The following is a 22,870-nucleotide window of genomic DNA, read 5'->3' on the forward strand; positions in this document are numbered from 1 at the left end:
CTTCTAAAATTTTTTCATTTCAGTAGTTATTATTAATCTTTTCTTTCTAATAAACATCCTTTAAAAAAGAAAAAGTCCCTCCAGTACTGGAAGGACTTAATAATCAAAAATACCTAAACTAAATTTATCAAAATATAATTTTGCCCACTAATGAACAAATTTGCCCATTATTAAACAAAATAAATTAGATTAATAAATTTATAATCTAACTCCCTTCCAGACTTTACTGTCGGTTCTGCATTTCATCAGATCAATCCCAAATGGACTTGTGGACTTTTACCACCGGTAGGGAATTTCACCCATCCTCGTTAGTTATATTCAATTTTCTATTTATATTTTAGCATTTTAAAGTTGAGTTGTAAAGTTAAACTTTATTCAAACTTCAAATTATCCAGGCTTCCCCAGCTTTCAATATAATAATAACCTTCATCATCCTGTTTAAAACTATCTCCATATAAAAGTTGGGCAAAAAGCAGTAACTGTTCTACAGATTGATTTTTGGACTTGAATTTAAGCAGCGAATTACTAATATATGGAATTTCATTATTCAAATTAAATTCAGCATTTAAATCGGCATCAATTAAATTTGATTTTAAGTTTAATTGACTTTTACCCTGAGGATGACTGTAATTCTGTTGATAATTCAGGGAATCAATATTGAGCTGAAATTGTTTGTTCTGAGCTAAAATACCAAAACTGCTTTCATTAACTCTTTGACTTAAATTTTCCTGCAGACCCAGCTTAAAATCACTCAAATCAAAATCCAGATCAAATTTCTGGAACTGATAACTGCTGTTTTTAGAGTTTAAATACATTTCAAAATCAGAATCTAGATTTAGCTCCGTAAACGAAAATTTATTAAAAAAATCATTTTTAGAAATATTTAAAAACTCGCCATTTAGAGCAAGACTATAATTGCTTTTTAATTCCTGGAGGACAATTTTTTCTGCTTTATCACTGTAAATAACAATTTCCTCAAAATCAGCTGCTGTTTTATTTGAAGTATCTTCTGCTCTTTGATTTTTACTGTCTTCTGCCTTGGTTTCAAGATTGGTGGCACCAGTATCATTTAGTCTTCTTTCGATAACAGTCTCAAAATTAAGCTCATAATCAATAAACTCATTTTTAAGCATAAAATCATTTATCAGCAGCCTATTGTTCTGACTCTGATAATCTGCTGCAAAAGCAAAATTGTTAAAAGTAGAAATTTGTTCCCAGTTGTTTTTATCAATTCCATAACTACGATAAAAAGGATAATCATAATTTAATTCTTCACTTAAAACTGTCAACTTATGATCATTTTTTATAAGTTCCAGCGGTTTTTTTAAATCTTCAGAGTTAAACCCCCCCTGATAGCTGAGTTCAGTATTAAAAAAGTCAAAGTGGTTATTCCGCTGTAGGTCATAAAAACTAAACTTATCTATGTCAGCTTTAATATCTTTTTTTGTCAAAAATTCTCTTTCTTTTATATAATTAAATATTTGCTGCCAGCTAAATTCTATTTTTGCTCCGTTAATTTCATAGCTTTGCTCATTATTTTTTAATAAACTCAGAGTATCAATATCCACCCTTCTTAAAAGAGGATTAGATTTAATACTTAAGTAGCGGAGCTGATAGTTATTTTCTGCAGCAATCTCTTCAATCTCATTCTCCAAATCACTGGTCAGTCTGTGACCTAAAAAATAATTTAAAGAAAATACTCCTGCCGCAATTAAAAGTAGTAATAAAAGATAAACCGAGGCCTTTTTCAGGAATTTTTTCATATTTTGCCCCTTTCTTTAAATTCTTATAATATTTTTACGAAAATTCTATTAATATTATAACATAAACTTAAGTAAATAAAAATCTCCTCAGACATTAATTTGCAGCTAAGGAGTTTTATATTATTCACTTAAAAATCTATTCATTACTTCCTGCATATAATTAATTGTATTATTCAAACGCTCTTTTTCCTTCTCTGGAAGCTCAACATTTAAATCACCTGTGCTTTTTTTATAGGAAATTTTTTCAAACTCACTTTCTTCTTCTGGACCAGCTGGAACTCTAATAAAAAGCTGATCTTTATAAATGATCTGAGGTATCTCATGTAAAAAAAACAGCGGATTTTCAATTTCTTTTAAAAGAGATACTCCTAAAAAACCTTCTGGTTTTTCCTGATAACCCATGATGTCAAGAATTGTAGGTGCAATATCAGTATGAGTGCCGCTTTTTTTGATTACTTCTGGTTCAATATCCTGATGGTAAATAAAAAGTGGTATCTGCTCAGGTTCTTTAATGTTTCTGTTGTTTGCAAAATTGTCACCAGATTTATACTCCTCTCGATTAATGTCAGCTATATGATCAGAATAAATAACAAAGAGGGTGTCCTCCATCATTGAATTTGCTTTAATTTTTTTAAAAAACATCTCCAGTGAATGATCAACAAAATGCATGGAATTAAAATAATCTCTGACTATTGTGGTTTCAATATCTGAGAACTCTTTTACTTTATATTCTTCTGGATAAAAAGTAAAGGGGGTATGACTGGTCACCGTAATAAAAACTGATAAAAATGGTTCTTTTGCCTGGTCTAGATAATCAATTGACTGGTCAAAAAGATCATAATCATTAATTCCTAAATAGGTATCTTCACCAATGACAGCCTCACTAACAGAAAAATCTTCTCGACTGTAAAAACGGTCAAAACCCATTTCTAAATATCCCTTATCCCGGTAGAAAAAACCTTCTTTATTCCCGTGAAAAGCATAGGTGTTATAACCATCCTGCCGAAGAACATTAACTATCGTATTAAATTCACGCATGTCATTACTTCTAAAAGTATAATTTCTATTAATTGGGTAAAGTGAGGTAAAAAAAGAAAATTCGGCATCAAAACTTCCATTAATATGATGTGCATAAATATCAGAAAAATATTTAGACTTATCTTTTAACTTATTTAAAAAGGGAGTTACTTCCTGACCATTGTATTTATAATCAATAAGTTTAGCGTCCAGTGATTCCAGCTGAATAATAATTACATTTTTAATATTATCCAGCTCTGCTTCACTGCTTAATTCCTTTTCTGTTTCCACTTTTCTCAGATCAATTTCCAGATCTTTATTAGAGATTTCTCTGGACCGCTGACTCTTATGTTTCAGTTCCTGATATTCTGCCAGATAAAGAGGAATAATTCCATAGACATTAACAAAAGCAGGCGTACTGTGATTAAAAAGTTCCATTAAACTGTCAGCTGGAAATAAACTATAGCTGTAGATAAGCTGAGTAAAAAAAAGTATTATTATTAAAAGTACTAAAATAAAATTATTCTTTAGTAAATTTTTTCTGCTAAATTCTGATTTTTTTAAAATTGGAGTTTCGGCTTTTGATTTTACAGTTAAATATATTAAAATTGGGATATCAAAGATAAAAAAAGGATCAAGCTTCCAATTAATTAAATGTCTGGTCAATACTCTAAATGGTCTAATACCCTGTCCCATTATCATATCAGTCAGACTCAGATAATTACCAAAATAACGATTATAATATAAATTAGCTATAAATAGAAAAGAAAAAATAAGATAAGTGACAAGTGTTATAATTTTTCTTCTTTTATTTTTCAATATAATACCAGAAAGCAAGATGAAAGCCATAAAAATAATCAGATTTTTTAAAAGTAATATTTTTAGAGACGGCACATTAAAAATATACCAGTTAAAATAGTTATATTTTATTAAAAAACCAATTAAGAGAAAAATAAAAAATAATTTGTCCCTTTTTCGAAACTTGAGACTGCTGAACATTTTAGTCCCTCCTTAAGAAAAAAACTTCCCCTGATATTTAATTATAACAGAGAAAGTTTTGCAGAATTCCTAGCTAACTATATCTTAAACTATTTATTGATAATTATCAATAAATAGTTTTTTAAATCCTGGGAAGAGACATCTCTACAGTTTATTTTAACATACCCCGATAAATACTCTTTCCACTACCTTTAATAACCTGAGCCGAACATGTTTTTTGGTAATAATCTACTGGTCCGGCATCTCCAATCACTGCATAGGCATAGCCATCTTCTTTTAAGGCTTCCATAGATTTCAATAAAAGTGAAGTTCCAATTCCTTTTTTACGGGCTTTTTCGCCAACTCCTGTTGGACCAAAAAAACCTTTTGCACTGGTGTCGTAACAGGCAAATCCGAGAAGCTCCCCTTCTTTAACCGCAATAAATATTTTTGCAGGACTGGCTGACATTGCAATATCAGCCTCAGAAACCCAAGTCTCTGAAAAGTTTTCTCTAATCCAGCTTAAAATATAGTTTTTTTCAGGTGGAATAGCTCTTCTTATTACAACCTCATCATCTTTTAAAGATTTTAGCGGATTTTCTAAAGCTTCTAAATCATATAATTTAACCAACATATCTGACATAAAAATTTATCCTCCTATTTGTTGTTATTATCTTTGCGCAAAATCATTTCTTCAAGACTACCACCGGCCGAAACCATGGGAAAGACATTCTCCTCTTCCTCAATCATAAAGTTGAGAATATAACTCTCATTTGCCTTAATGGCATTTTTTAATGCATTTTTAATTTGACTGCGTTCAGTTACTGTTTCTCCTTTAATTCCATATCCTTTTGCTACCTGAATAAAATCTGGTATCATTTCCGGACAATCCTGACCAGGAGCAGAACAATGGGGTGGACAGTTCTCCTGACGTCGGAGACAGGTTGCAGAATATCGCTTATCGTAAAATAATTCCTGCCACTGACGCACCATTCCCAGATACTGATTATTAAAAAGTATAATTTTAACTGCTACTCTATTTTTAGCAGCAGTTGCCAGTTCCTGAATATTCATCTGAAAACTGCCATCACCAACCAGGGCAAAAACATCCCGATCGGGATTGGCCAGTTTGGCACCGATTGCTGCCGGAAAACCATATCCCATTGTTCCCAGACCTCCAGAACTAATAAAAGTTCTGGGTTTAGAATATTTATAATATTGAGCAGCCCACATCTGATGTTGGCCTACTCCCGCCGTTATAATAGCATTTCCCTCTGTTAGCTGATATAAAGTTTCTATTATCTCTGAGGGAAGTAATTTCTCTGCCTTTTTTGGATCAGCCGGCTGATCAATTTTTCTCCATTCTTCAATTTCTTTAAGCCATCCCGGTCTTTTTACTTCCCTGATCCGGGGGAGAAGTTCTTCCAATGCCATTTTAACATCAGCTGTAATTGGAACTTTAGTTTTAACAATTTTAGCAATTTCTGCTGGATCAATATCAATATGAATAACATCTGCATTAACGGCAAAATCTTCTAATTTGCCAGTTACCCGATCATCAAAACGGGCACCTAAAGCAATTATCAAATCTGAATTTGAAATTGCCAGATTAGCTTCAGTCGTTCCATGCATCCCAAGCATTCCCAGAGAAAGATATGAATTTTCATCAAAAATACCAATTCCATTTAAGGTTGTTGTGACAGGAATTTCTGCTCTCTGAGCCAGCTCTTTAATCTCTTGATCAGCACCAGAAATTATACTACCTCCTCCAGCATAAATTACTGGCTTAACCGCTTGATTAATTAATTCGGCTGCTCTTTTTAACTGCAGTTTATTGGCCCGATAAGTTGGGCTGTATCCGGGTAAATCAACCTGGGCAGGATAGTTAAATTTCGCTTTAGCTTTTAAAATATTTGAAGGTATATCGACCAGAACCGGACCCGGCCTTCCTGTTGAAGCAATATGAAAAGCTTCTTTTATTACTCGCGCCAGATCCTCTACATCATTGACAATATAATTATTTTTAGTAATTGGCATCGTAATACCCTTTATATCAGCCTCTTGAAAACCATCTGTACCAATCATGGTATTTGGAACCTGCCCTGTAAAAGCTACCAGAGGAACCGAATCCATATTAGCTGTAGCCAGCGCAGTTACCATATTGGCTGCTCCAGGTCCTGAGGTTGCTATACAAACACCAGTTTTCCCACTCGAACGGGCATAGCCATCCGCTGCATGTACTCCTCCCTGCTCGTGATGGGGCATAATATGCCTAATTTTTGAATCGTAGAGTTTATCATATATATCAATTACTTTAGCACCAATATAACCAAATACTGTATCTACACCCTCTGCTTCCAGTGACTTTACAAAGATTTCTGCTCCTGTTATCCTATCATTTTCCTTAATGCTCATACTGCTCACTCCTCTTTGAAATACAAAATTATAAAATAAATGTTATAAAAAATAATCTAATAAAGAAAAAACTCTCATCTCAACTAATAGCTAAACTATTAATCGGGACGAGAGTTCTCTCACGCGGTACCACCCAACTTGCTGTTTAAACAGCCTCTCAAAGTACTGAACCAAAATTAGATATAATTAATTATCAATACCTCTGCACTAGATAACGGGTGCAAAACAAACTGGATTCCGGCAGTTCCTACTTTATTCAAAACTACAGTTCAAAGGCTACAAAAATAATTTTTCTGGGACTCGGCTCTCAGCTAATCCGATTCTCTGTAACCAGTCAAAATTATTTTCCTCCCTCTCACAACTTTTAAATTATTTATTTTGTATATTATACATTAATGTTAGAAAATTGTCAAGAATCAGTCGCAAGAATATTATATCTGTATACAGGTATTTAAAATACGACTTAAAGTAATTATTTTTTTAACAAAGACTGTTATGTCGGCTCTGACGTGCTTTATTTTGCTAATTTCGGTTCTATTGACGAATTATTAAAAAGGCACTATACTGAAATCAGAAGTTAAAAAACGAAAATTTTAGGAGAGTGATTATAATGTCAAAGTACAGCAAAGAAGATATTTTAAAAATGGCAGAGGAAAAAAATGTTAAGTTTATTAGAATGCAGTTTACTGATATTCTGGGAATAGTAAAAAATGTTGCAATAACAGCCAAACAGCTGGAAGATGCTCTGGATAACAAAATTATGTTTGATGGTTCTTCCATTGATGGTTTTACCAGAATTCAGGAATCTGATATGTATTTAAGACCTGATTATGATACCTTTACTATTTTTCCCTGGCGTCCTGAAGAAGGTGGCGCTGTTGCACGTTTAATCTGTGATGTTTATACTCCTGATGGCAAACCTTTTTCTGGTGGTCCCCGTAATGTTTTAAAAGAAGCTTTAAAAGAAGCTGACGAAATGGGTTTTGATATGAATGTTGGCCCCGAACCTGAATTTTTCTTATTTCAGTTAGACGAAAATGGAGATGCAACTACTAAAACTCATGATGACGGTGGTTATTTTGATCTAGGACCAATTGATAAGGGTATCAACGCCCGCCGCAGTATTGTTTTAGCTCTGGAAGAAATGGGTTTTGAAGTTGAGGCCTCACATCATGAGGTAGCTCCCGGCCAGCATGAAATTGACTTTAAATATGCTCCAGCTCTTAAAACAGCTGATAATATTGCAACATTTAAATTTGTAACAAAAGCAATTGCCCATGAACACGGTTTACATGCAACCTTTATGCCCAAACCTATTTTTGGAGAAAATGGTTCAGGAATGCATGTTCATCAGTCATTATTTAAAGATGGAGAAAACGCATTTTATGATGAAGATGATCGACTTGGTCTAAGTAAAACTGGTTATCACTATATAGGTGGCTTATTAAAACATGCTAAAGCAATGGCTGCAATTACCAATCCTTCTATAAATTCTTATAAGCGTTTAGTTCCGGGATATGAAGCTCCTGTTTATCTTTCCTGGTCAAGTGCTAACAGAAGTGCTTTAATTAGAATACCTGCAGCTCGTGGTAATGGAACCAGGGTAGAATTAAGAAATCCTGACCCAACTGCCAATCCTTACCTGGCAATTGCAGTCATGTTAAAAGCAGGTCTTGACGGAATTAAAAATGAAATTGAACCTCCAAAAGAAGTATTGGAAAATATTTATGAAATGTCATTAGAGCGAAAAAATGAACTAGGTATTGAAAGTTTACCTGGCAATATTAATGACGCTGTGAAACTTTTACTAAAAGATGAAGTTATTAAGAGTGCACTGGGCGAACATGTGATGGAGCATTTTGTAGCAGCTAAAAAAGTAGAATGGGATGAATATAGAACCCAGGTCAGCCAGTGGGAACTGGATAGTTATCTAACTAAATTTTAATTAACGCCAGACTAAATTAAAATTAGAATATTAAAGATTTGTTTTACTGAAAAATGAAATAGAGAATAGAGTATCGGAGTAATGAAATTTCTACTTTTTAAAGAGTACGAAACAAGAACTAATAACTCCCCTATAATTAATGGCCTCCCAGTTGAATATTTCCTGGGAGGCTAATGCTTTTAGATATTTATTCTCAATTTACATGTTGATAATTAATTAAATTCTTAAAATGAGGTGTTAAAATTGTTAGATAGAGATTATAAAGAAATAGAAAATAATTTAGTTGAATGGATCCAGGAAAAAGTTAATAAAGCCGGCTGTCAGGGAGCAGTAATTGGTCTATCCGGAGGAATTGATTCCTCAGTTACCTCTCTCCTCTGCCAAAAGGCTTTTCCGAATAATACCCTGGGATTAATTATGCCCTGCCAGAGTAGTCCAGAGGATCGTATTGATGCAATTAAACATGCTGAAAAATTTAATATAAAATATAAAGAAATAAATCTAAGTCAACCATATCAGCAATTTTTAGAAACTATAAATAATAGTGATTCAGAAATTAATTTAGAAAAAGCAATTAATGGTCAGCGGCAGCTGCAGGATGCCCAAGAAAATTTTAAGCTAGCTTTAGCAAATATGAAACCCCGACTTAGAATGACTCTACTTTATTTCTATGCTAATTTAAATAATTATCTAGTTGTAGGGACTGACAATCGCAGTGAACTCAAACTTGGCTATTTTACAAAATTTGGTGATGGCGGTATAGATATCGCACCCTTAGGCAATTTAGTTAAACTTGAGGTTCGTGGATTGGCTCGAGAGATGGGAATTGACCAGAAAATAATTACCAAGGCACCTTCGGCAGGTCTCTGGGATGGACAGAGTGATGAAGATGAAATTGGCTTAAGCTATAGAGAAATTGACTACTATATTGTAGATGGAGAAGCCGAAGCAGAAACAGCCGCCAGGATAGAACAAATTTCTTCCGCTAACAGCCATAAATTAGAGCTGCCTGCAATACCAGATTTTTAATTGAATTACTGTATACTGTTATATAAACCTGAGATCACTTGCTTTTTATGTTAGTTATATATATAATCTACTCATAGTTAACATATACCTAACACGAGGAGGAAATTATTATGAGTAGTAGAGTAATGAGTAATGATATTTTCAGGGTGATTATGACGGCATTAATGATGGTAATACTATTTAGTGGGCTGGCTTTTGCCCAGGGAGATCAGGCAGCTGCCAACTCAGTTGCAATTGATACTATCTGGACTTTAATCGCGGCGTTTTTAGTTTTCTTTATGCAGGCTGGATTCGCTATGGTTGAGGCCGGTTTTACCCGAGCTAAAAATGCAGGTAATATAATTATGAAAAATATGATGGACTTTGCTTCCGGTTCTTTAGTTTACTGGGCAGTAGGATTCGCCTTTATGTTTGGAGCTGGAAATGGATTTATTGGCAATACAGGTTATTTTCTTCAGGACACATTTGCAAATTTAGGACTTGACATCCCGATTGCAGCTTTCTTCATTTTCCAGACTGTTTTTGCTGCAACTGCAGCAACTATTGTTTCAGGTGCAATGGCTGAAAGAACTAACTTTTCTGGCTACTTAGCTTACAGTGTTGTGATTACTGCATTTATTTATCCTGTTGTAGGACACTGGATCTGGGGTGGCGGCTGGTTAGCAGAAATGGGCCTTGTTGATTTCGCCGGTTCTACTGTTGTTCATTCAGTTGGTGGCTGGGCTGCTTTAGCGGGAGCAATTGTTCTGGGACCCAGAATTGGTAAGTATAATAAAGATGGTAGCGCGAATGCTCTTCCAGGACACAACCTTTTAATGGCTGCTCTGGGTGTCTTTATTCTCTGGTTTGGCTGGTTTGGATTTAATCCTGGTTCTACTGTAGCTGGTACCGATTTGTCCATCGCCTCAATTGCAGTAACAACTAATCTGGCGGCGGCTGCAGGTGCAGTTATGGCAATGATAGTCAGCTGGATTAAATATGGCAAAGCTGATGTTAGTATGACTCTAAATGGCGCTTTAGCTGGTCTGGTGGGTATTACAGCCGGTACTGCAGCTGTTGGAAACCTATCCGCTATTATCATTGGAGGAATTGCTGGTATTATCGTTATTTACTCGGTTGAGTTTTTTGATAAATTACAGATTGATGATCCTGTTGGAGCTGTTTCTGTCCACGGTGTCTGTGGGGCTTTTGGAACAATCGCAGTTGGGTTTTTTGCTACAGAAGGCGGACTCTTATTTGGAGGCGGATTTGATTTATTAATTACCCAGATTATTGGTGTTGGCGCTGTTTTCTTCTGGGCCTTTGGACTGGGATTTGTACTTTTTAAAGTAATTGATTCAGTTATCGGACTGAGAGTATCCGAAGAAGATGAGATCGAAGGTCTTGATTATTCAGAACATGGTGCAGAATCGTATCCGGACTTTATGGTTAATATTAAAGCTCAAAATTAAAGGAGGAAGCTAAAATGAAACGAATCGAAGCGATTATTAGACCTGATAAAACAGATCGATTAATTGACAGACTTGAGGAAATAGGAATTAGTGGTTTAAACATTACTGAAATTAAAGGTTATGGAGCTCAAAAAGGACATTCCGAAACCTACCGGGGTGTAACTTACCGAATTAGACTCCGTAAAAAAATAAAGGTAGAAATAATTGTTGAATATACAGATGTAGATAGAATTGTTGAAGCGATTAAAGAAGCTGTACAAACCGGGGAAGTTGGAGATGGAAAAATCTTTATTTCTGATATCGAAAACGTAATTAGAATTAGAACCGGCGAAGAAGGTGCAGTAGCTCTTTAATTAAATTTGATAATATTATTAAACTATCACATAAATAATATTATACTACAAGAAAAACCTGTCCGATTGATTTTCCTTCTCTCGGCAGGTTTTTCTTCATTTATTATAAAAATTTTACTCTGACATAAGTTCAATAAATTGCTCTGCCAGTTCCGGATCAAACTGGCTTCCGGCTTTATTCTGAATTTCTCTCAGAGCTTCTTTTTTAGAAACTGATTCTTTGTATACCTGATCAGTAGTCATTACATCATAGGCATCAACAATTGCTATGATTCTAGCAAGTAGGGGAATCTCTTTTCCTTTGAGACCGCGCGGGTAACCACTTCCATCCCAATTTTCGTGATGAGATAAAACCTCTTCGGAAATATGAGAAAATTCCTCAGTTGCATTTAAAACCCGATGGCCGACTGCTGGATGGGTCTGAATTTCCTTCCATTCAGCTGCTGTCAACTGATCTTTTTTATTTAATATTTTTTCTGGAATTACCGTCTTTCCTATATCATGTAATTTAGCAATAAGAGTTAACTTATTAATTTCAGTCTGACTCAAAGCAATTTTTTGAGCAAGTTTACAGGCTAGATCAGCCATTCTATTAGAATGACTGGAAGTTTCCTGACTTTTTTCGCTTAAAGTTTTTAAAAGGGTGTTTAAAATATTACTTTTAATACTTCTGCTCTCTGTCAGTTTATTTTTATACATCTGAGATTCAGCGTCAGTTAAAATTTCAAAAATATCCTCAAAATAATGCTTTTTTACCCCATAACCAAGAGCTGCAGAAAGTGGTAGTCTGCTGCCATCCTCAAATTCTAAAAATGTATTGGCAATTTTTTTATTAATCCGGGCTACTATATTTTTTGCTGCTTCTCCGTCAGTTTGAGGTAGCAGAATAACAAATTCATCTCCACCCCAGCGGGCAATCAAATCATTATCACGACAGCTATCTTTTAAAATGGCAGCCATTTTTTTTAGTAATCTGTCTCCCTCATTATGACCATATGTATCATTAACCAGTTTTAATCCATTTAAATCTGCCATAATCAATGAAACTGGATATTTGTTTTTCTGATTCAGATCCTGGATTTTATTTTCAAGATAGGAACGATTATAAAGATCTGTAAGACTATCATGATAACTTGCATATTTAATTTTTTCTGCATTTTGAATTTTATCAGTAATGTCACTCTGAATTGAAATAATTCCTTCTTCATTGTTGGGCAATGTTATTTTTCTTTCCTGAAGCCTGATAAATCTTTCTTCTCCTCTGCGGTTAGCTGAGGGAAGTTCATGAATCATCAGCTCCCCATTCAGAATTTTTTTAATATTTTCTCTAGCTATATGCTCCTGCTCTTCCGGAACTACAGTTTCAAAGACTGTGCTTTTTAAAAGTTCTTCTCTTGCATAGCCACTAATTTTCTCCATTGCCTTATTAACCTTTAAAATTTTCCCATTTTGATCTTCAATCATAACTCCCACAGGTAAATTATCAATTAATTCTGCATAATATTTTCTAAGACTAATATTTAAATGATTTTGATATATTATCTCCAGATCACTTTCAATCAAATTTTTTATAAACCCAAGCTGTTTTTTTACTAAATCAGCAAAAACTAGCTGCTGATTTGCGTGGAGACAAACTGTACCATAAATCTCGCCCGTGGGCCATAAAATCGGATAACCCAGATAAGCAATTAAACCCTTTTCCAGATAAATTGAATTCTGCCATTTTTTTATACTGGCTGCATTGTTGATTTCGAGAGCTGTTTTCTTATCAATAACCTGATTACAATAAAGCTGTTCAACTTTAAAACGATCACCCTCAGAAAAAATATTATCTGGATTGGAACTTCCTTTTTCTATTCGCAAATATGGTTCCTGATAGCTGGTAATCAGTGCGTCCTGAGCTTCTGAAAAATCCATCAATAAATCCAACAACTGCTGCCACTGCTGCATAACAGTTTCAGCAATCTTAATATTATCAACCTTAATTTTTATTTTATCTAAAATATCCTCCATTATCCCTACCTCACATTTTAAAATTCGGTTCCCATTCCGACATAATGCTCAGTTTAATTTAAATTAGCTGTTCCCACTCCTCATACAACTCTTCCAGTCTCTTATTTTTAGTATGATAATCATCTTTTAACTGCTGCAGAAGTTCATAATCATCAATATTTTTTTCAGCAGTCATCTCTGTTTCCAGAAGTGAAAGTTCTTTTTCCAGTTTTTCTATTTCAGATTCAAGCTCTTCCAATTTTTTTTGCCTTCTCAACTCCTGACTTCGGGCTTCTTTTTGTGCCTCATAATCAAGTTTTCCCTCGCTTTTTTGCTGCTGTTCTTTTTGCTGTTCTGTAGAAACTTGCTGCTGTTTTTTTTCTTTATAATAACTGTAATCACCTAAATATTTATTTAATTTCTTTTCTTCAAGTTCATAAATATAATCAACAACCTTATCCAAAAAATAGCGATCATGAGAAACAATCAAAACTGTACCTGGATAATCCTGCAGCGCTTCTTCCAGTACCTCACGGGAAGCCAGATCTAGATGGTTGGTTGGCTCATCTAAAATTAAAAAATTATAATTACCACTCATCAGCTGCAGCAGACGTAATCTACTTTTTTCGCCACCACTTAGCTGTTTTACTTTTTTAAAAACATCTTCTCCAGTAAACAAAAAGGAAGCCAGCATATCTCTTGCCTGAGAATTGGTAACAGCTGTTTCTCTCTGGAGAGCACTAATCAGATCATCTTCAGGATTAAATCCTTCAAATTCCTGTCGATAATAGGCAGGATAGACATTGGTACCAATCTTTACTCTCCCCTGATCCGAATTGATTTCTCCCATAATAATACGTGAAATAGTAGATTTTCCGGTTCCGTTATCACCAATAATAGCCGCCCTATCAGTGCGGTGAAGCTCAAAATTTAAATTATCAAAAAGTTTCAAATCAGCAAAACTTTTGCTTAAATCCTCTACAAATAAAACATCATCTCCACCTCTAATTTGAGTATCCAGTTCCAGCTTCATCTTTCTGCCTTTAAGACGGGGTTTTTCCAATCTGTCAATTCTTTCCAACCTTTTTTCCATCGCTTTTGCTCTTTTAAACATTTTTTCGCTATCACGAGAGCGACCCCAAATATAAAGCTGTTCTATCGCATCTTCTAGCTCCTTAATTTTCTTTTGCTGATTTTTATATTCTCGCAGACGCTGTTCATACCGGCGTTTTCGTTCTTTTTGATAATAACTGTAATTACCGCTGTAATCCTCATTTTTACCATTTTTAATCTCTACTATTCTCTCAATAGTATTATCCAGAAAATAACGGTCATGAGAAATAATCAAAAGACTACCCAGATAAGAATTAAGATAATTTTCCAGCCATTCTACAGATTTTAAGTCAAGATGATTCGTGGGCTCATCTAAAAGCAGCAAATCAGGTTCCATTAAAAGTAATTTAGCCAGGCCAACTCGTGTTTTTTCTCCACCACTCAACTGATCTAAAGTTTTTGCCTGGATTTCTTCTTCATCAAAGCCCATACCAGCTGCAACCTGACGAATTTTACTCTGATATTCATAACCAATACCTTTTTCGAATTCCTGCTGTAAAGCACTGTATTTACTCATAGTGGCTTTAAGATTATTAGAGTGGGATTTAGATTCTTCGGCTTTTTTACCGTGGTGAGCAATTTTATCTTCCAGTCGTTTCATTTCTTTAATCTGTTTTTTTACTTCTGCAAATACTTTTTCCAATTCCTGATAAATTGTGAGTTCAGAATTAAAATCAGGAAGTTGATCAAGATAGCCAACCTCAATATCATTTCTAACCGAAACTGTTCCCTCAGAAAGATGTTCCTGACCAGTAATGATTTTAAAAATTGTTGTCTTACCAGAACCATTAGGGCCAATCAAAGCCACCGATTCTCCCTGATTTACATTTAGTGAAAAATCTTTGAGTACTGTTTCAATTCCATATTCTTTTTTTAAATTATTAATATTTAAAATAGCCATCTCTAATCACACTTTTCTCTTTACTTTATTTAAGAATATAATTTAGTATAATTCCGGATCTGCAACTTTTTTGCTATTTTTAAAAACAACTGCCAGGGTTCCCGGTCCAGCGTGAGACCCTACAGCAGCACCAATCTCACTGATAAATATTTCCTGGGGTTTAAATCTAGATTCAATTTGATCTTTTAATTTTAAGGCATATTCTTTATTCTGCGAGTAAGTTAAAGCAATAATTTGCGATTCAGGTTGATCAGCCTTCTTCTCAATTTCATTTAATAGATAAGAAATCATTCTTTTTTTTCCTCTGACTTTATCATGAGGTAAGATTTGACCATCCTGAATATGGAGTATTGGTTTAATATTCAAAACACTGGCCATCACAGCTTTTGTTTTAGAAATTCTGCCACCACGCTTTAACATCTCCAGATCGCCAACGGCAAAAATATGTTCAAGTCGAGAAGCATCATCCATTAAATTCTGGACAACTGTTTCTAAATTTCTTCCCTGCTGCAGCCATTTTGCAGCCTGATAAACTAAAAGCCCCTGTCCCACAGAAGCCGCTCTGGAGTCAATAATTTTAATCCGCTCCTGTTCGCTGTTCAGTTCATTTTTGGCCAATACAGCTGATTCTAAAATACCGCTTAATTTAGAAGAGAAAGCAATTACCAGCAGCTGTTCATATTCTGCCAGACCTTTTTTATAGACTTCCAAAAATTTGCCCGGAGTAATTCTGGATGTTCGGGGTACATCAGTCTCTTTTTCAATCAAATTATAAAAATCTTCTGGCTGCAAATCAGCGCGATCATAATAAACTCTGTTATTAATGTTAACTTCTATACTTAAAAAATCAATATCATAACTGTCCACAATTTCTGCTGGCAAATCAGAACAGCTATCTGTTATTATTTTAACTTTTGACATAAAAATTCCTCCCTGTGAAACTCTCCCCCGGGTTTAATTGTTATTTAAAGTTTAAAATTTGAATCTTCATCACGCTGGCGGAATAAAACTGCAATACCTCCAATAACCTGCACTACATCAGCACCGGTTGCTGTGGCCAGTTCCTCAGCTGCAGAACGAGTTGTTCGTCCTGTACTTTCTAAAATTCTAATTTTTAACAGCTCATGATCTTCTAAAGCAGCATCTAATTGTTCAATTACTGCTTCTGTAATTCCATCTTTACCAACGTGCACTACAGGATCGAGAGAATTTGCCTCACCTCTAAGATAACTTCTATTTTTACCTGATAACATTATATCACCTTCTTTCCTATTAAATAATTATTTATACTATATTTCACTAAATTATCACATTTAGAATTAATTTACTCCACATAATCAAATTCCAGAGGACCGATAACTACTGTGTCTCCTTCTTTGACACCTTCTTTTTCCATCATATCATTTAAGCCATAATGCTTTAAAACCCTCATCAATCTCTGGACAGCTGCATCATTATTGAAATCAGTTTTTTCCAGATAGGAATCCAGCAGAGTTCCTCTAATCTCATATTTATCTTTATTTAACTTATCTATATATAATTCGTCAACAAAATCCGGTCTGATTACTACCTCTTCCTCTTTTTCGATTTCTCTTTCTGGCAGTTCTTCCAGACGCTGTCCCAGATGATAAATTAAGGGCTGACAGCCCTCACCAGTTGCAGCAGAAATTGGAAAAACACTGTAGCCGCGATCATTTAATTCAGATTTTACGGTTTCTATATTCTGTCTTCCTTCCTCAAGATCAATTTTATTTAGAGCTATAACCTGTTCTAGGGAAGCAAGATAATCATTGTATTTATTGAGCTCATTATTAATTTTTTCAAAATCTTCGAGAGGATCTCTGTCCTCAATTCCAGAAACATCAATTACATGAACCAAAAGCCTTGTTCTTTCCAGATGTTTTAAAAATTCATCACCAAGTCCTGTTCCCTGATGTGCTCCTTCTATTATACCTGGTATATCTGCCATAACAAATGATTGATACTCACCATACCTGACAACCCCCAGATTGGGATGTAAGGTTGTAAAATGATAGGAATCAATCTTCGGCTTAGCATGCGAAACCTGAGAAATCAAAGTTGATTTCCCTACATTCGGATAGCCGACCAGGCCTACATCAGCAAGAACTTTAAGCTCCAATCGCACTTTACGCAGCTCACCCTTAGCCCCATTTTCAGAAAAACGGGGAGCTTTACGGGTTGATTTTTTAAATCTGGCATTTCCTTTACCACCTTTTCCACCTTCTGCAATTGTATACTCATCTCCTGCTTCTTTTAAATCAGCAAGAAACTGATCAGTATCTGCATCATAAACCATTGTACCCGGTGGAACTTCAAGGTAGAGATCTTCTCCATTTTTTCCGTGCATTTTTTTACCCTGACCGTTCTGACCGCGATCAGCTTTGTAAATATTATTGTAGCGGTAATCTGCAAGTGTATTCATTCCCTCGTCAACTCTGAGAATAATACTGCCGCCATCTCCACCATCACCGCCATCAGGTCCTCCCTGATCAATATATTTTTCGCGACGAAAACTGACTACACCGTGGCCTCCATCACCGGCTTTAACCTTAAATTCTACTTCATCTATAAACATCAAATTCACCTCCGTTTTTAAAAGCTAATTATTAAATAGTTTAACTTAAATTGCAGACTTAAATTGCAATTTAAGTCCTAAAATCACAGAAATATTAAACAGCAAAAAACCCTCAGCACCTAAAGCACTGAGGGATATTATACAATAATATTAGTTAGCAATAGCTGCTACCTGATCTTCTGTATATACACTGATCTGACGATTCTTTTTACCTTTTCTTTCAAATTTAACATAACCGTCAACCTTGGAGAATAAAGTATCATCACTACCGCGGCCAACATTTAAACCTGGCTTGAATTTAGTACCTCTCTGACGTACTAAAATACTACCAGCTGATACGAATTCGCCGTCGAATTCCTTAACACCAAGTCGTTTCGATTCACTATCACGACCATTCCGGGAACTACCAACACCCTTCTTCTGGGACATTTAACTCCACCCCCTTAGAAAATAAATTTTTAAAAATTTTAAAGTTAAATACTAACTTAAAAGTTAATATTTCTGCTTATCTATAAGATAAATTAAGCATTAATGTCTTCGATTAAAACCTTAGTGTAAGGCTGTCTGTGACCAGTTTTCTTGCGGTATCTGATCTTTGGTTTGTATTTGAAAACGACAATCTTTTTATTTTTACCCTGTTCGATTACCTTTCCTTTTACAGAAGCTCCATCTACAAGTGGAGAACCTGCTTTAAAACCATTATCATCAGATAAAGCTAAAACCTGATCAAATTCTACATTTTCGCCTTCCTCAGCAGAAAGCTTTTCAATTTTAATAATCTGACCCTCTTCAACGCGGTACTGTTTACCGCCAGTTTTAATAATAGCGTACATTATATGTTACACCTCCCTTACCTCAGACTCGCCGGATGAGGCACCCTTTATTGCAAGAGATTTTACTACCTGTACCGTGCGGTTTTGGCACCTTCAAAACGAAGGCTGGATAAATAACTCCAGATATAAATTCTAGCATAAATCGGCTTCAGAGTCAAGGGATTCGCTAAAATGATTAAATTATTAATCATTAATAAATATCCAGAAAAAATTGCTATCTAAATTAAGCCAGATGAGCTCTAGCATAGGTGCGATGCATATCATCAATTATAATTTCAACTTCATTATCTACCATATTCCCGGCACCATTAACAATAATAATGTACCCATCTATTCTTGCAATACCAGCATTTTCGTTACTGGCATGCTGATCCTCAATCTTTACGCTTATTCTATCCCCGGCATCCAGATCTAAAACTTCAGGTTGAAGATCTTCTTTGCTTCCTTTTTCAATTACCATATCCTCATATTTAAGCTCTGCATTGCCGCTGATAAAAATATCAATACCAAACTTATTTTCCAGTTCCTGCAGCTTTTCTCCACCAGCTCCAATTAAAACAGCTGCTACTTCCGGATGTAGTTCTAAAGAAACAGCAGGATATTTTTTGCGGCTTGTTATCTCATCAATTTTACGTATAACCTTCATGGCAACAGTGGACTCTGATAGAACTTTACCAGTTCCTCCACAGACAGGACAGTCTTTCTGCATCAATGATCCAAAACCTTCTCGAACTTTTTTGCGGGTCATCTCCAGCAGACCAAGCTGTGTAAAACCTAAAATAGAAGTCTTAGTTCTATCCTTTTCCAGCTCATTTGCCAGCAGATCAGTTACTGACTGCTGATCAGAATGGTTATTCATATCAATAAAGTCAATAATTATTATCCCACCAATATCCCTTAATTTAATCTGGCGGGCAATCTCCGAAACCGCTTCTTTATTAGTTTTTACTATTGTATCCTGCAGATTTTTCTTACCGGTAAATTTACCGGTATTAATATCTATTGAGACTAAAGCTTCTGTCTGATCAATTACCAGATAACCACCTGATTTTAGCCAGACCTTACGCTGCAACAAGCTTTCTATTTCTTTTTCGATATTATAAGCTGCTAAAATAGGTATATTACGCTGATAAAGTGCTATTCTATTTTTTAAGTCAGGTGCAAAAACCGATGTAAGATCAATTAAACGCTGGTAATCTTTTTTATCATCTACTACTACTCGATCAATATTTTCATCTAAATAATCTCTAATTAAATTTTTGAGTAAATCTTCTTCCTGATAAAGAATATCTATATCATTTTTTTGAAAAAAATCGTTACGAATTCTTTTCCAGGTTCCCGATAAAAAATTATAATCATTCTGCAGCTTAGTATAACTTTCATCATGGGCATTTGTCCGAATAATCAGCCCTTCTTTTCCATTCTTTAAATCCTGAGCAATTGATTTTAAACGTCCTCTTTCACCATCATCATTAATTCTGCGGGAAATTCCAATTTTATTGTCGGATGGAATATAAACAAAAAATCTACCCGGGATCGAAATCTTACAGGTAACCTTTGCCCCTTTAGTACCCATTGGTTCTTTAACAACCTGAACCATCAACCACTGTCCTGGCTGCAGTACATGTTTAATATTTAAATTTTTCTGACTTAACTTCTTTTTCTGCTCACTACTTAAAATAGGATACAAATCATTTAAATGGATAAAGGCATTACGGGCAATACCAATGTCAACAAACGCTGCCTGCATACCAGGCAGAACATCCTGCACTCGTCCACGATAAACATTACCTGCAATTTTATGATAGGTATCTCTTTCAAAAAATAAATCTTCTAAAGAATTATTATTTAATAAAGCTGCTCTTCTTTCTCTGTATTCCGAATTAATTATTATTTGTCTGCTCATCTATCTCAACTCCCAATGAATTTTTCTGCATAGGGAGGATCAAAACTTTCTCCATCTCTCACAAATACTCCCTCTCTAACAACCTGCAGAGGAGAAAATTCTTCTATTTTTGAATATTTGTCCCTTAGAGCTCGATTGAGCTCCTCCGGCCTTACATTTCCTCTACTCCCTGTAACAACTGCAAATTTCCATTTATTTTTATCTGTTATCTCTGCAGAAAATATTCTTTTCTTTAAATCTATTTTTCTGTCTTCTTTTTTTCTTCTGTGTCTGATAATCATTATTTCGTCCTGACTCATAAATTCTTCTAACATTTCCTTTTCTGTCTCTAAACTTTTAGCTTCTGTATACTCAAAATTAATGGTATAGATAGCAGTATCAACTAAAGATGAAAGAGATCTAATATCATCAGGTACTGCTACAGCCTTTAAAAATTTTAAATGATCAGGTGAGACAGAGTTTAATTTTGACAACAGCTCCTCGGCCTCCAATTCTTCCGTCAGCTCAAGGTCAAAATACTCACCTTTACTGATTAAACCCACTGCAAGTGGAGGACCAATAGCAAGATTGATCCGGGGATTATAACCCTGCGAAAAAGCTGCCGGAAGTTCTGCTCTTCTGATAATCCTTCTTAATGTTTTAATAACTTCCAGATGTGAAATATACATTAAATCTTCAAGTTTAGCAAATTTAATTCTGTAATTCATCTGTGCCACCACCTACTAACTCTAGATCAACTTCAAAATTACCACAGATTGCACAACCATGACAGTCAGCAAATCTACAATCATCTATTAGTACTTCCTGATAAGCGTTTTGATATTCTTTCAGTAAAAAAGATTTAGGAATTCCTATATCAAGTTTTTCCCAGGAAAAAATTTCTTCTTCTCCTCTTTCTCTAAGATAATTTTCGGGATCAATCTCATTTTCCCTAAATGCCTCTCCCCATATTCTTGGCTCAAAACACTCATGCCATCCTTCAAAACGGCTCCCTTTTTTCCAGGCAGATTCGATTACCGCTGAGAGTCTTCTGTCACCTCTGGCAAGAACACCTTCCAGTCTTGATAGTTCGGGATCATTCCAGCTAAAAGAAAAACTTCTTCCTTTAATATTATCCCGTAAGTAATCATGTTTTTGAATAATTGTTTCTATATCATCCATCTTATGCCACTGAAAAGGAGTAAAAACTTTAGGTACAAAAGTTGAGACACTGACAGAAACTTCAATTCGACGCATTCTCTTTTTAGTGTTACGACGAACTTCCTGACCAATATTTCTTATCTTTTTAGCCATCTCGGCAATACCCCTAATATCTTCCATAGTTTCGGTGGGCAGTCCAATCATAAAATATAACTTTATTTTAGACCATCCATTTTCAAAAGCAGAGCGAGCCGCACTATAAATATCTTCTTCACTAATGTTTTTATTGATAACATTTCTTAAACGCTGGGTTCCTGCCTCAGGTGCAAAGGTTAAACCTGTTTTTCTAACTTTATTAACTTCCTCTGCCAGAGCAACCGAAAATTTATCTACTCTTAGTGAAGATAAAGAAACACTAATCATTTTGTCACTAAATCTTTCTGTCATTTTTTGAACCAATTGTTTTGCTTCAGTATAATCAATAGTACTGAGCGAAGTAAGAGAAATCTCATCATATCCGGTTGCTTTTAAGGCTTTATCTGCCAGCTCTATTAAGCGCTCAACACTTCTTTCTCTTACTGGTCTATAAGCCATACCAGCCGCACAAAATCTGCAGCTTCTGGTACAGCCTCTGGAAATTTCTAAAACAACTCTTTCGTGCACTGTATCCCGATAAGGAACTATAAAATCGGTTGGATAAAAGGCCTGGTCTAGATTCTGAACCACCTGTTTTTTTACTTTCCCCTTTACGCCAGCAGCTGAATTTAGGGACAAAACCTCACCCCGCTCTCCATACTCTTCACTATAGAGTGACGGAACATAAACTCCAGGTATTTTACTTAAATTATTTAAAATTTTGTTTTTACTTAAACCCTCAGCTTTTAACTGCTTGTATTTATTTAAAAGATCTATTATAAATGACTCTGCCTCACCAACAAAAAAGAGATCAATAAACTCTGCTATTGGTTCAGAATTAAATACAGTTGAGCCACCGGCAATTATTAGAGGATCATCTTCCTCTCTTTTATCAGCATAAATAGAAATCCCACTTAAATCAAGCATATTTAAAATGTTGGTATAGCTCATTTCATACTGTAAAGTAAAACCTAAAATATCAAAATCTTTTATTTCATGATAGGACTCCAAAGTGTAAAGAGGAATATCCTCTTTTTTCATTAAATCCTCCATATCCTGCCAGGGTGCATAAACTCTTTCAGCCAGCATATTATCCTCTCTGTTAATTAAATGATATAAAATTTTTAGCCCCAGATGTGACATACCAATCTCATAGACATCAGGAAAAGCTAGAGCTACCTTAAGTTTTTCTGGTTCCCAGTCCTTGCTAATTGAATTCCATTCATTACCTGTGTAGCGTTCCGGACTGGATATTTTATATAAATTTTCTATAATTTTTTTCTTATACTGCAAAAAACCACCT

The 22,870-nt window shown here is 34.9% G+C and carries 18 protein-coding genes, 1 riboswitch and 1 other annotated feature; of the genes, 4 read left to right on the forward strand and 14 right to left on the reverse strand.

The genetic code is table 11. The features are described 5' to 3' along the window. Nucleotides 1-200: 200 nt before the first annotated feature. Nucleotides 201-317: riboswitch (FMN riboswitch) on the reverse strand. A 54-nt stretch (nucleotides 318-371) separates the two neighbouring features. The 4 genes from DFR80_RS09710 to ilvB all read right to left on the reverse strand — a co-directional run bounded on the left by DFR80_RS09710 (nucleotide 372) and on the right by ilvB (nucleotide 6,173). Then, nucleotides 372-1,763, reverse strand: a complete 1,392-nt coding sequence (locus DFR80_RS09710; protein WP_114489886.1) for a hypothetical protein — start codon at nucleotides 1,761-1,763, stop codon at nucleotides 372-374. 120 nt (nucleotides 1,764-1,883) lie between these two features. Further along, entirely contained in the window at nucleotides 1,884-3,599 is a 1,716-nt protein-coding gene (locus DFR80_RS09715) for an LTA synthase family protein (RefSeq protein ID WP_233493811.1), read from the reverse strand. 331 nt (nucleotides 3,600-3,930) lie between these two features. Then, nucleotides 3,931-4,401, reverse strand: coding sequence for a GNAT family N-acetyltransferase (locus tag DFR80_RS09720; protein WP_076545211.1), 471 nt, complete (start codon nucleotides 4,399-4,401; stop codon nucleotides 3,931-3,933). Between the two features lie 14 nt (nucleotides 4,402-4,415). After that, nucleotides 4,416-6,173, reverse strand: a complete 1,758-nt coding sequence (gene ilvB, locus DFR80_RS09725) for a biosynthetic-type acetolactate synthase large subunit (protein WP_076545212.1) — start codon at nucleotides 6,171-6,173, stop codon at nucleotides 4,416-4,418. Between the two features lie 100 nt (nucleotides 6,174-6,273). Next, nucleotides 6,274-6,541, reverse strand: a binding site (T-box leader). Between the two features lie 242 nt (nucleotides 6,542-6,783). On the opposite strand from ilvB, the gene glnA reads away from it, so the two are divergent. From glnA to DFR80_RS09745, 4 genes are all read left to right on the forward strand, one after another. After that, a complete protein-coding gene (glnA, locus tag DFR80_RS09730) occupies nucleotides 6,784-8,118 on the forward strand; it encodes a type I glutamate--ammonia ligase (RefSeq protein WP_076545213.1) in 1,335 nt (444 codons plus the stop codon). Nucleotides 8,119-8,361: 243 nt separating this feature from the next. Beyond that, nucleotides 8,362-9,147, forward strand: coding sequence for an NAD(+) synthase (gene nadE / locus DFR80_RS09735; RefSeq protein ID WP_076545214.1), 786 nt, complete (start codon nucleotides 8,362-8,364; stop codon nucleotides 9,145-9,147). A gap of 110 nt (nucleotides 9,148-9,257) precedes the next feature. Next, nucleotides 9,258-10,598: an ammonium transporter gene (locus DFR80_RS09740; protein WP_076545215.1), complete on the forward strand. Its 1,341-nt coding sequence runs from the start codon at nucleotides 9,258-9,260 to the stop codon at nucleotides 10,596-10,598. Between the two features lie 14 nt (nucleotides 10,599-10,612). Then, on the forward strand, nucleotides 10,613-10,951 hold the full coding sequence (locus DFR80_RS09745) for a P-II family nitrogen regulator (protein WP_076545216.1): 339 nt from the start codon (nucleotides 10,613-10,615) through the stop codon (nucleotides 10,949-10,951). Between the two features lie 114 nt (nucleotides 10,952-11,065). On the opposite strand, the gene DFR80_RS09750 is transcribed toward DFR80_RS09745, so the two are convergent. From DFR80_RS09750 to DFR80_RS09795, 10 genes are all read right to left on the reverse strand, one after another. Continuing rightward, nucleotides 11,066-12,964 (reverse strand): HD domain-containing phosphohydrolase, encoded by a 1,899-nt coding sequence (locus DFR80_RS09750; protein ID WP_114489888.1) that lies wholly within the window; start codon nucleotides 12,962-12,964, stop codon nucleotides 11,066-11,068. Between the two features lie 58 nt (nucleotides 12,965-13,022). After that, nucleotides 13,023-14,957, reverse strand: a complete 1,935-nt coding sequence (gene abc-f / locus DFR80_RS09755) for a ribosomal protection-like ABC-F family protein (RefSeq protein WP_114489889.1) — start codon at nucleotides 14,955-14,957, stop codon at nucleotides 13,023-13,025. 42 nt (nucleotides 14,958-14,999) lie between these two features. Beyond that, a complete protein-coding gene (locus DFR80_RS09760) occupies nucleotides 15,000-15,878 on the reverse strand; it encodes a DegV family protein (RefSeq protein ID WP_076545219.1) in 879 nt (292 codons plus the stop codon). A 44-nt stretch (nucleotides 15,879-15,922) separates the two neighbouring features. After that, nucleotides 15,923-16,210: a ribosome assembly RNA-binding protein YhbY gene (gene yhbY / locus DFR80_RS09765; RefSeq protein ID WP_076545220.1), complete on the reverse strand. Its 288-nt coding sequence runs from the start codon at nucleotides 16,208-16,210 to the stop codon at nucleotides 15,923-15,925. Between the two features lie 71 nt (nucleotides 16,211-16,281). Further along, complete coding sequence (gene obgE, locus DFR80_RS09770; protein WP_114489890.1) at nucleotides 16,282-17,553, reverse strand: GTPase ObgE; 1,272 nt, start codon at nucleotides 17,551-17,553, stop codon at nucleotides 16,282-16,284. 150 nt (nucleotides 17,554-17,703) lie between these two features. Continuing rightward, a complete protein-coding gene (rpmA, locus tag DFR80_RS09775) occupies nucleotides 17,704-17,982 on the reverse strand; it encodes a 50S ribosomal protein L27 (protein WP_076545222.1) in 279 nt (92 codons plus the stop codon). A gap of 92 nt (nucleotides 17,983-18,074) precedes the next feature. After that, nucleotides 18,075-18,386, reverse strand: a complete 312-nt coding sequence (rplU, locus tag DFR80_RS09780; RefSeq protein WP_076545223.1) for a 50S ribosomal protein L21 — start codon at nucleotides 18,384-18,386, stop codon at nucleotides 18,075-18,077. 223 nt (nucleotides 18,387-18,609) lie between these two features. Beyond that, entirely contained in the window at nucleotides 18,610-20,292 is a 1,683-nt protein-coding gene (locus DFR80_RS09785) for an Rne/Rng family ribonuclease (RefSeq protein WP_076545224.1), read from the reverse strand. A gap of 5 nt (nucleotides 20,293-20,297) precedes the next feature. Beyond that, nucleotides 20,298-20,999 (reverse strand): TIGR03936 family radical SAM-associated protein, encoded by a 702-nt coding sequence (locus tag DFR80_RS09790; RefSeq protein WP_076545225.1) that lies wholly within the window; start codon nucleotides 20,997-20,999, stop codon nucleotides 20,298-20,300. Further along, on the reverse strand, nucleotides 20,983-22,860 hold the full coding sequence (locus DFR80_RS09795) for a TIGR03960 family B12-binding radical SAM protein (RefSeq protein WP_114489891.1): 1,878 nt from the start codon (nucleotides 22,858-22,860) through the stop codon (nucleotides 20,983-20,985). The genes DFR80_RS09790 and DFR80_RS09795 overlap by 17 nt, the downstream gene beginning before the upstream one ends. Between the last annotated feature and the right edge of the window lie 10 nt (nucleotides 22,861-22,870).

Source organism: Halanaerobium sp. ST460_2HS_T2 (genome assembly GCF_003337665.1).
GTDB classification, from domain to species: domain Bacteria; phylum Bacillota; class Halanaerobiia; order Halanaerobiales; family Halanaerobiaceae; genus Halanaerobium; species Halanaerobium kushneri.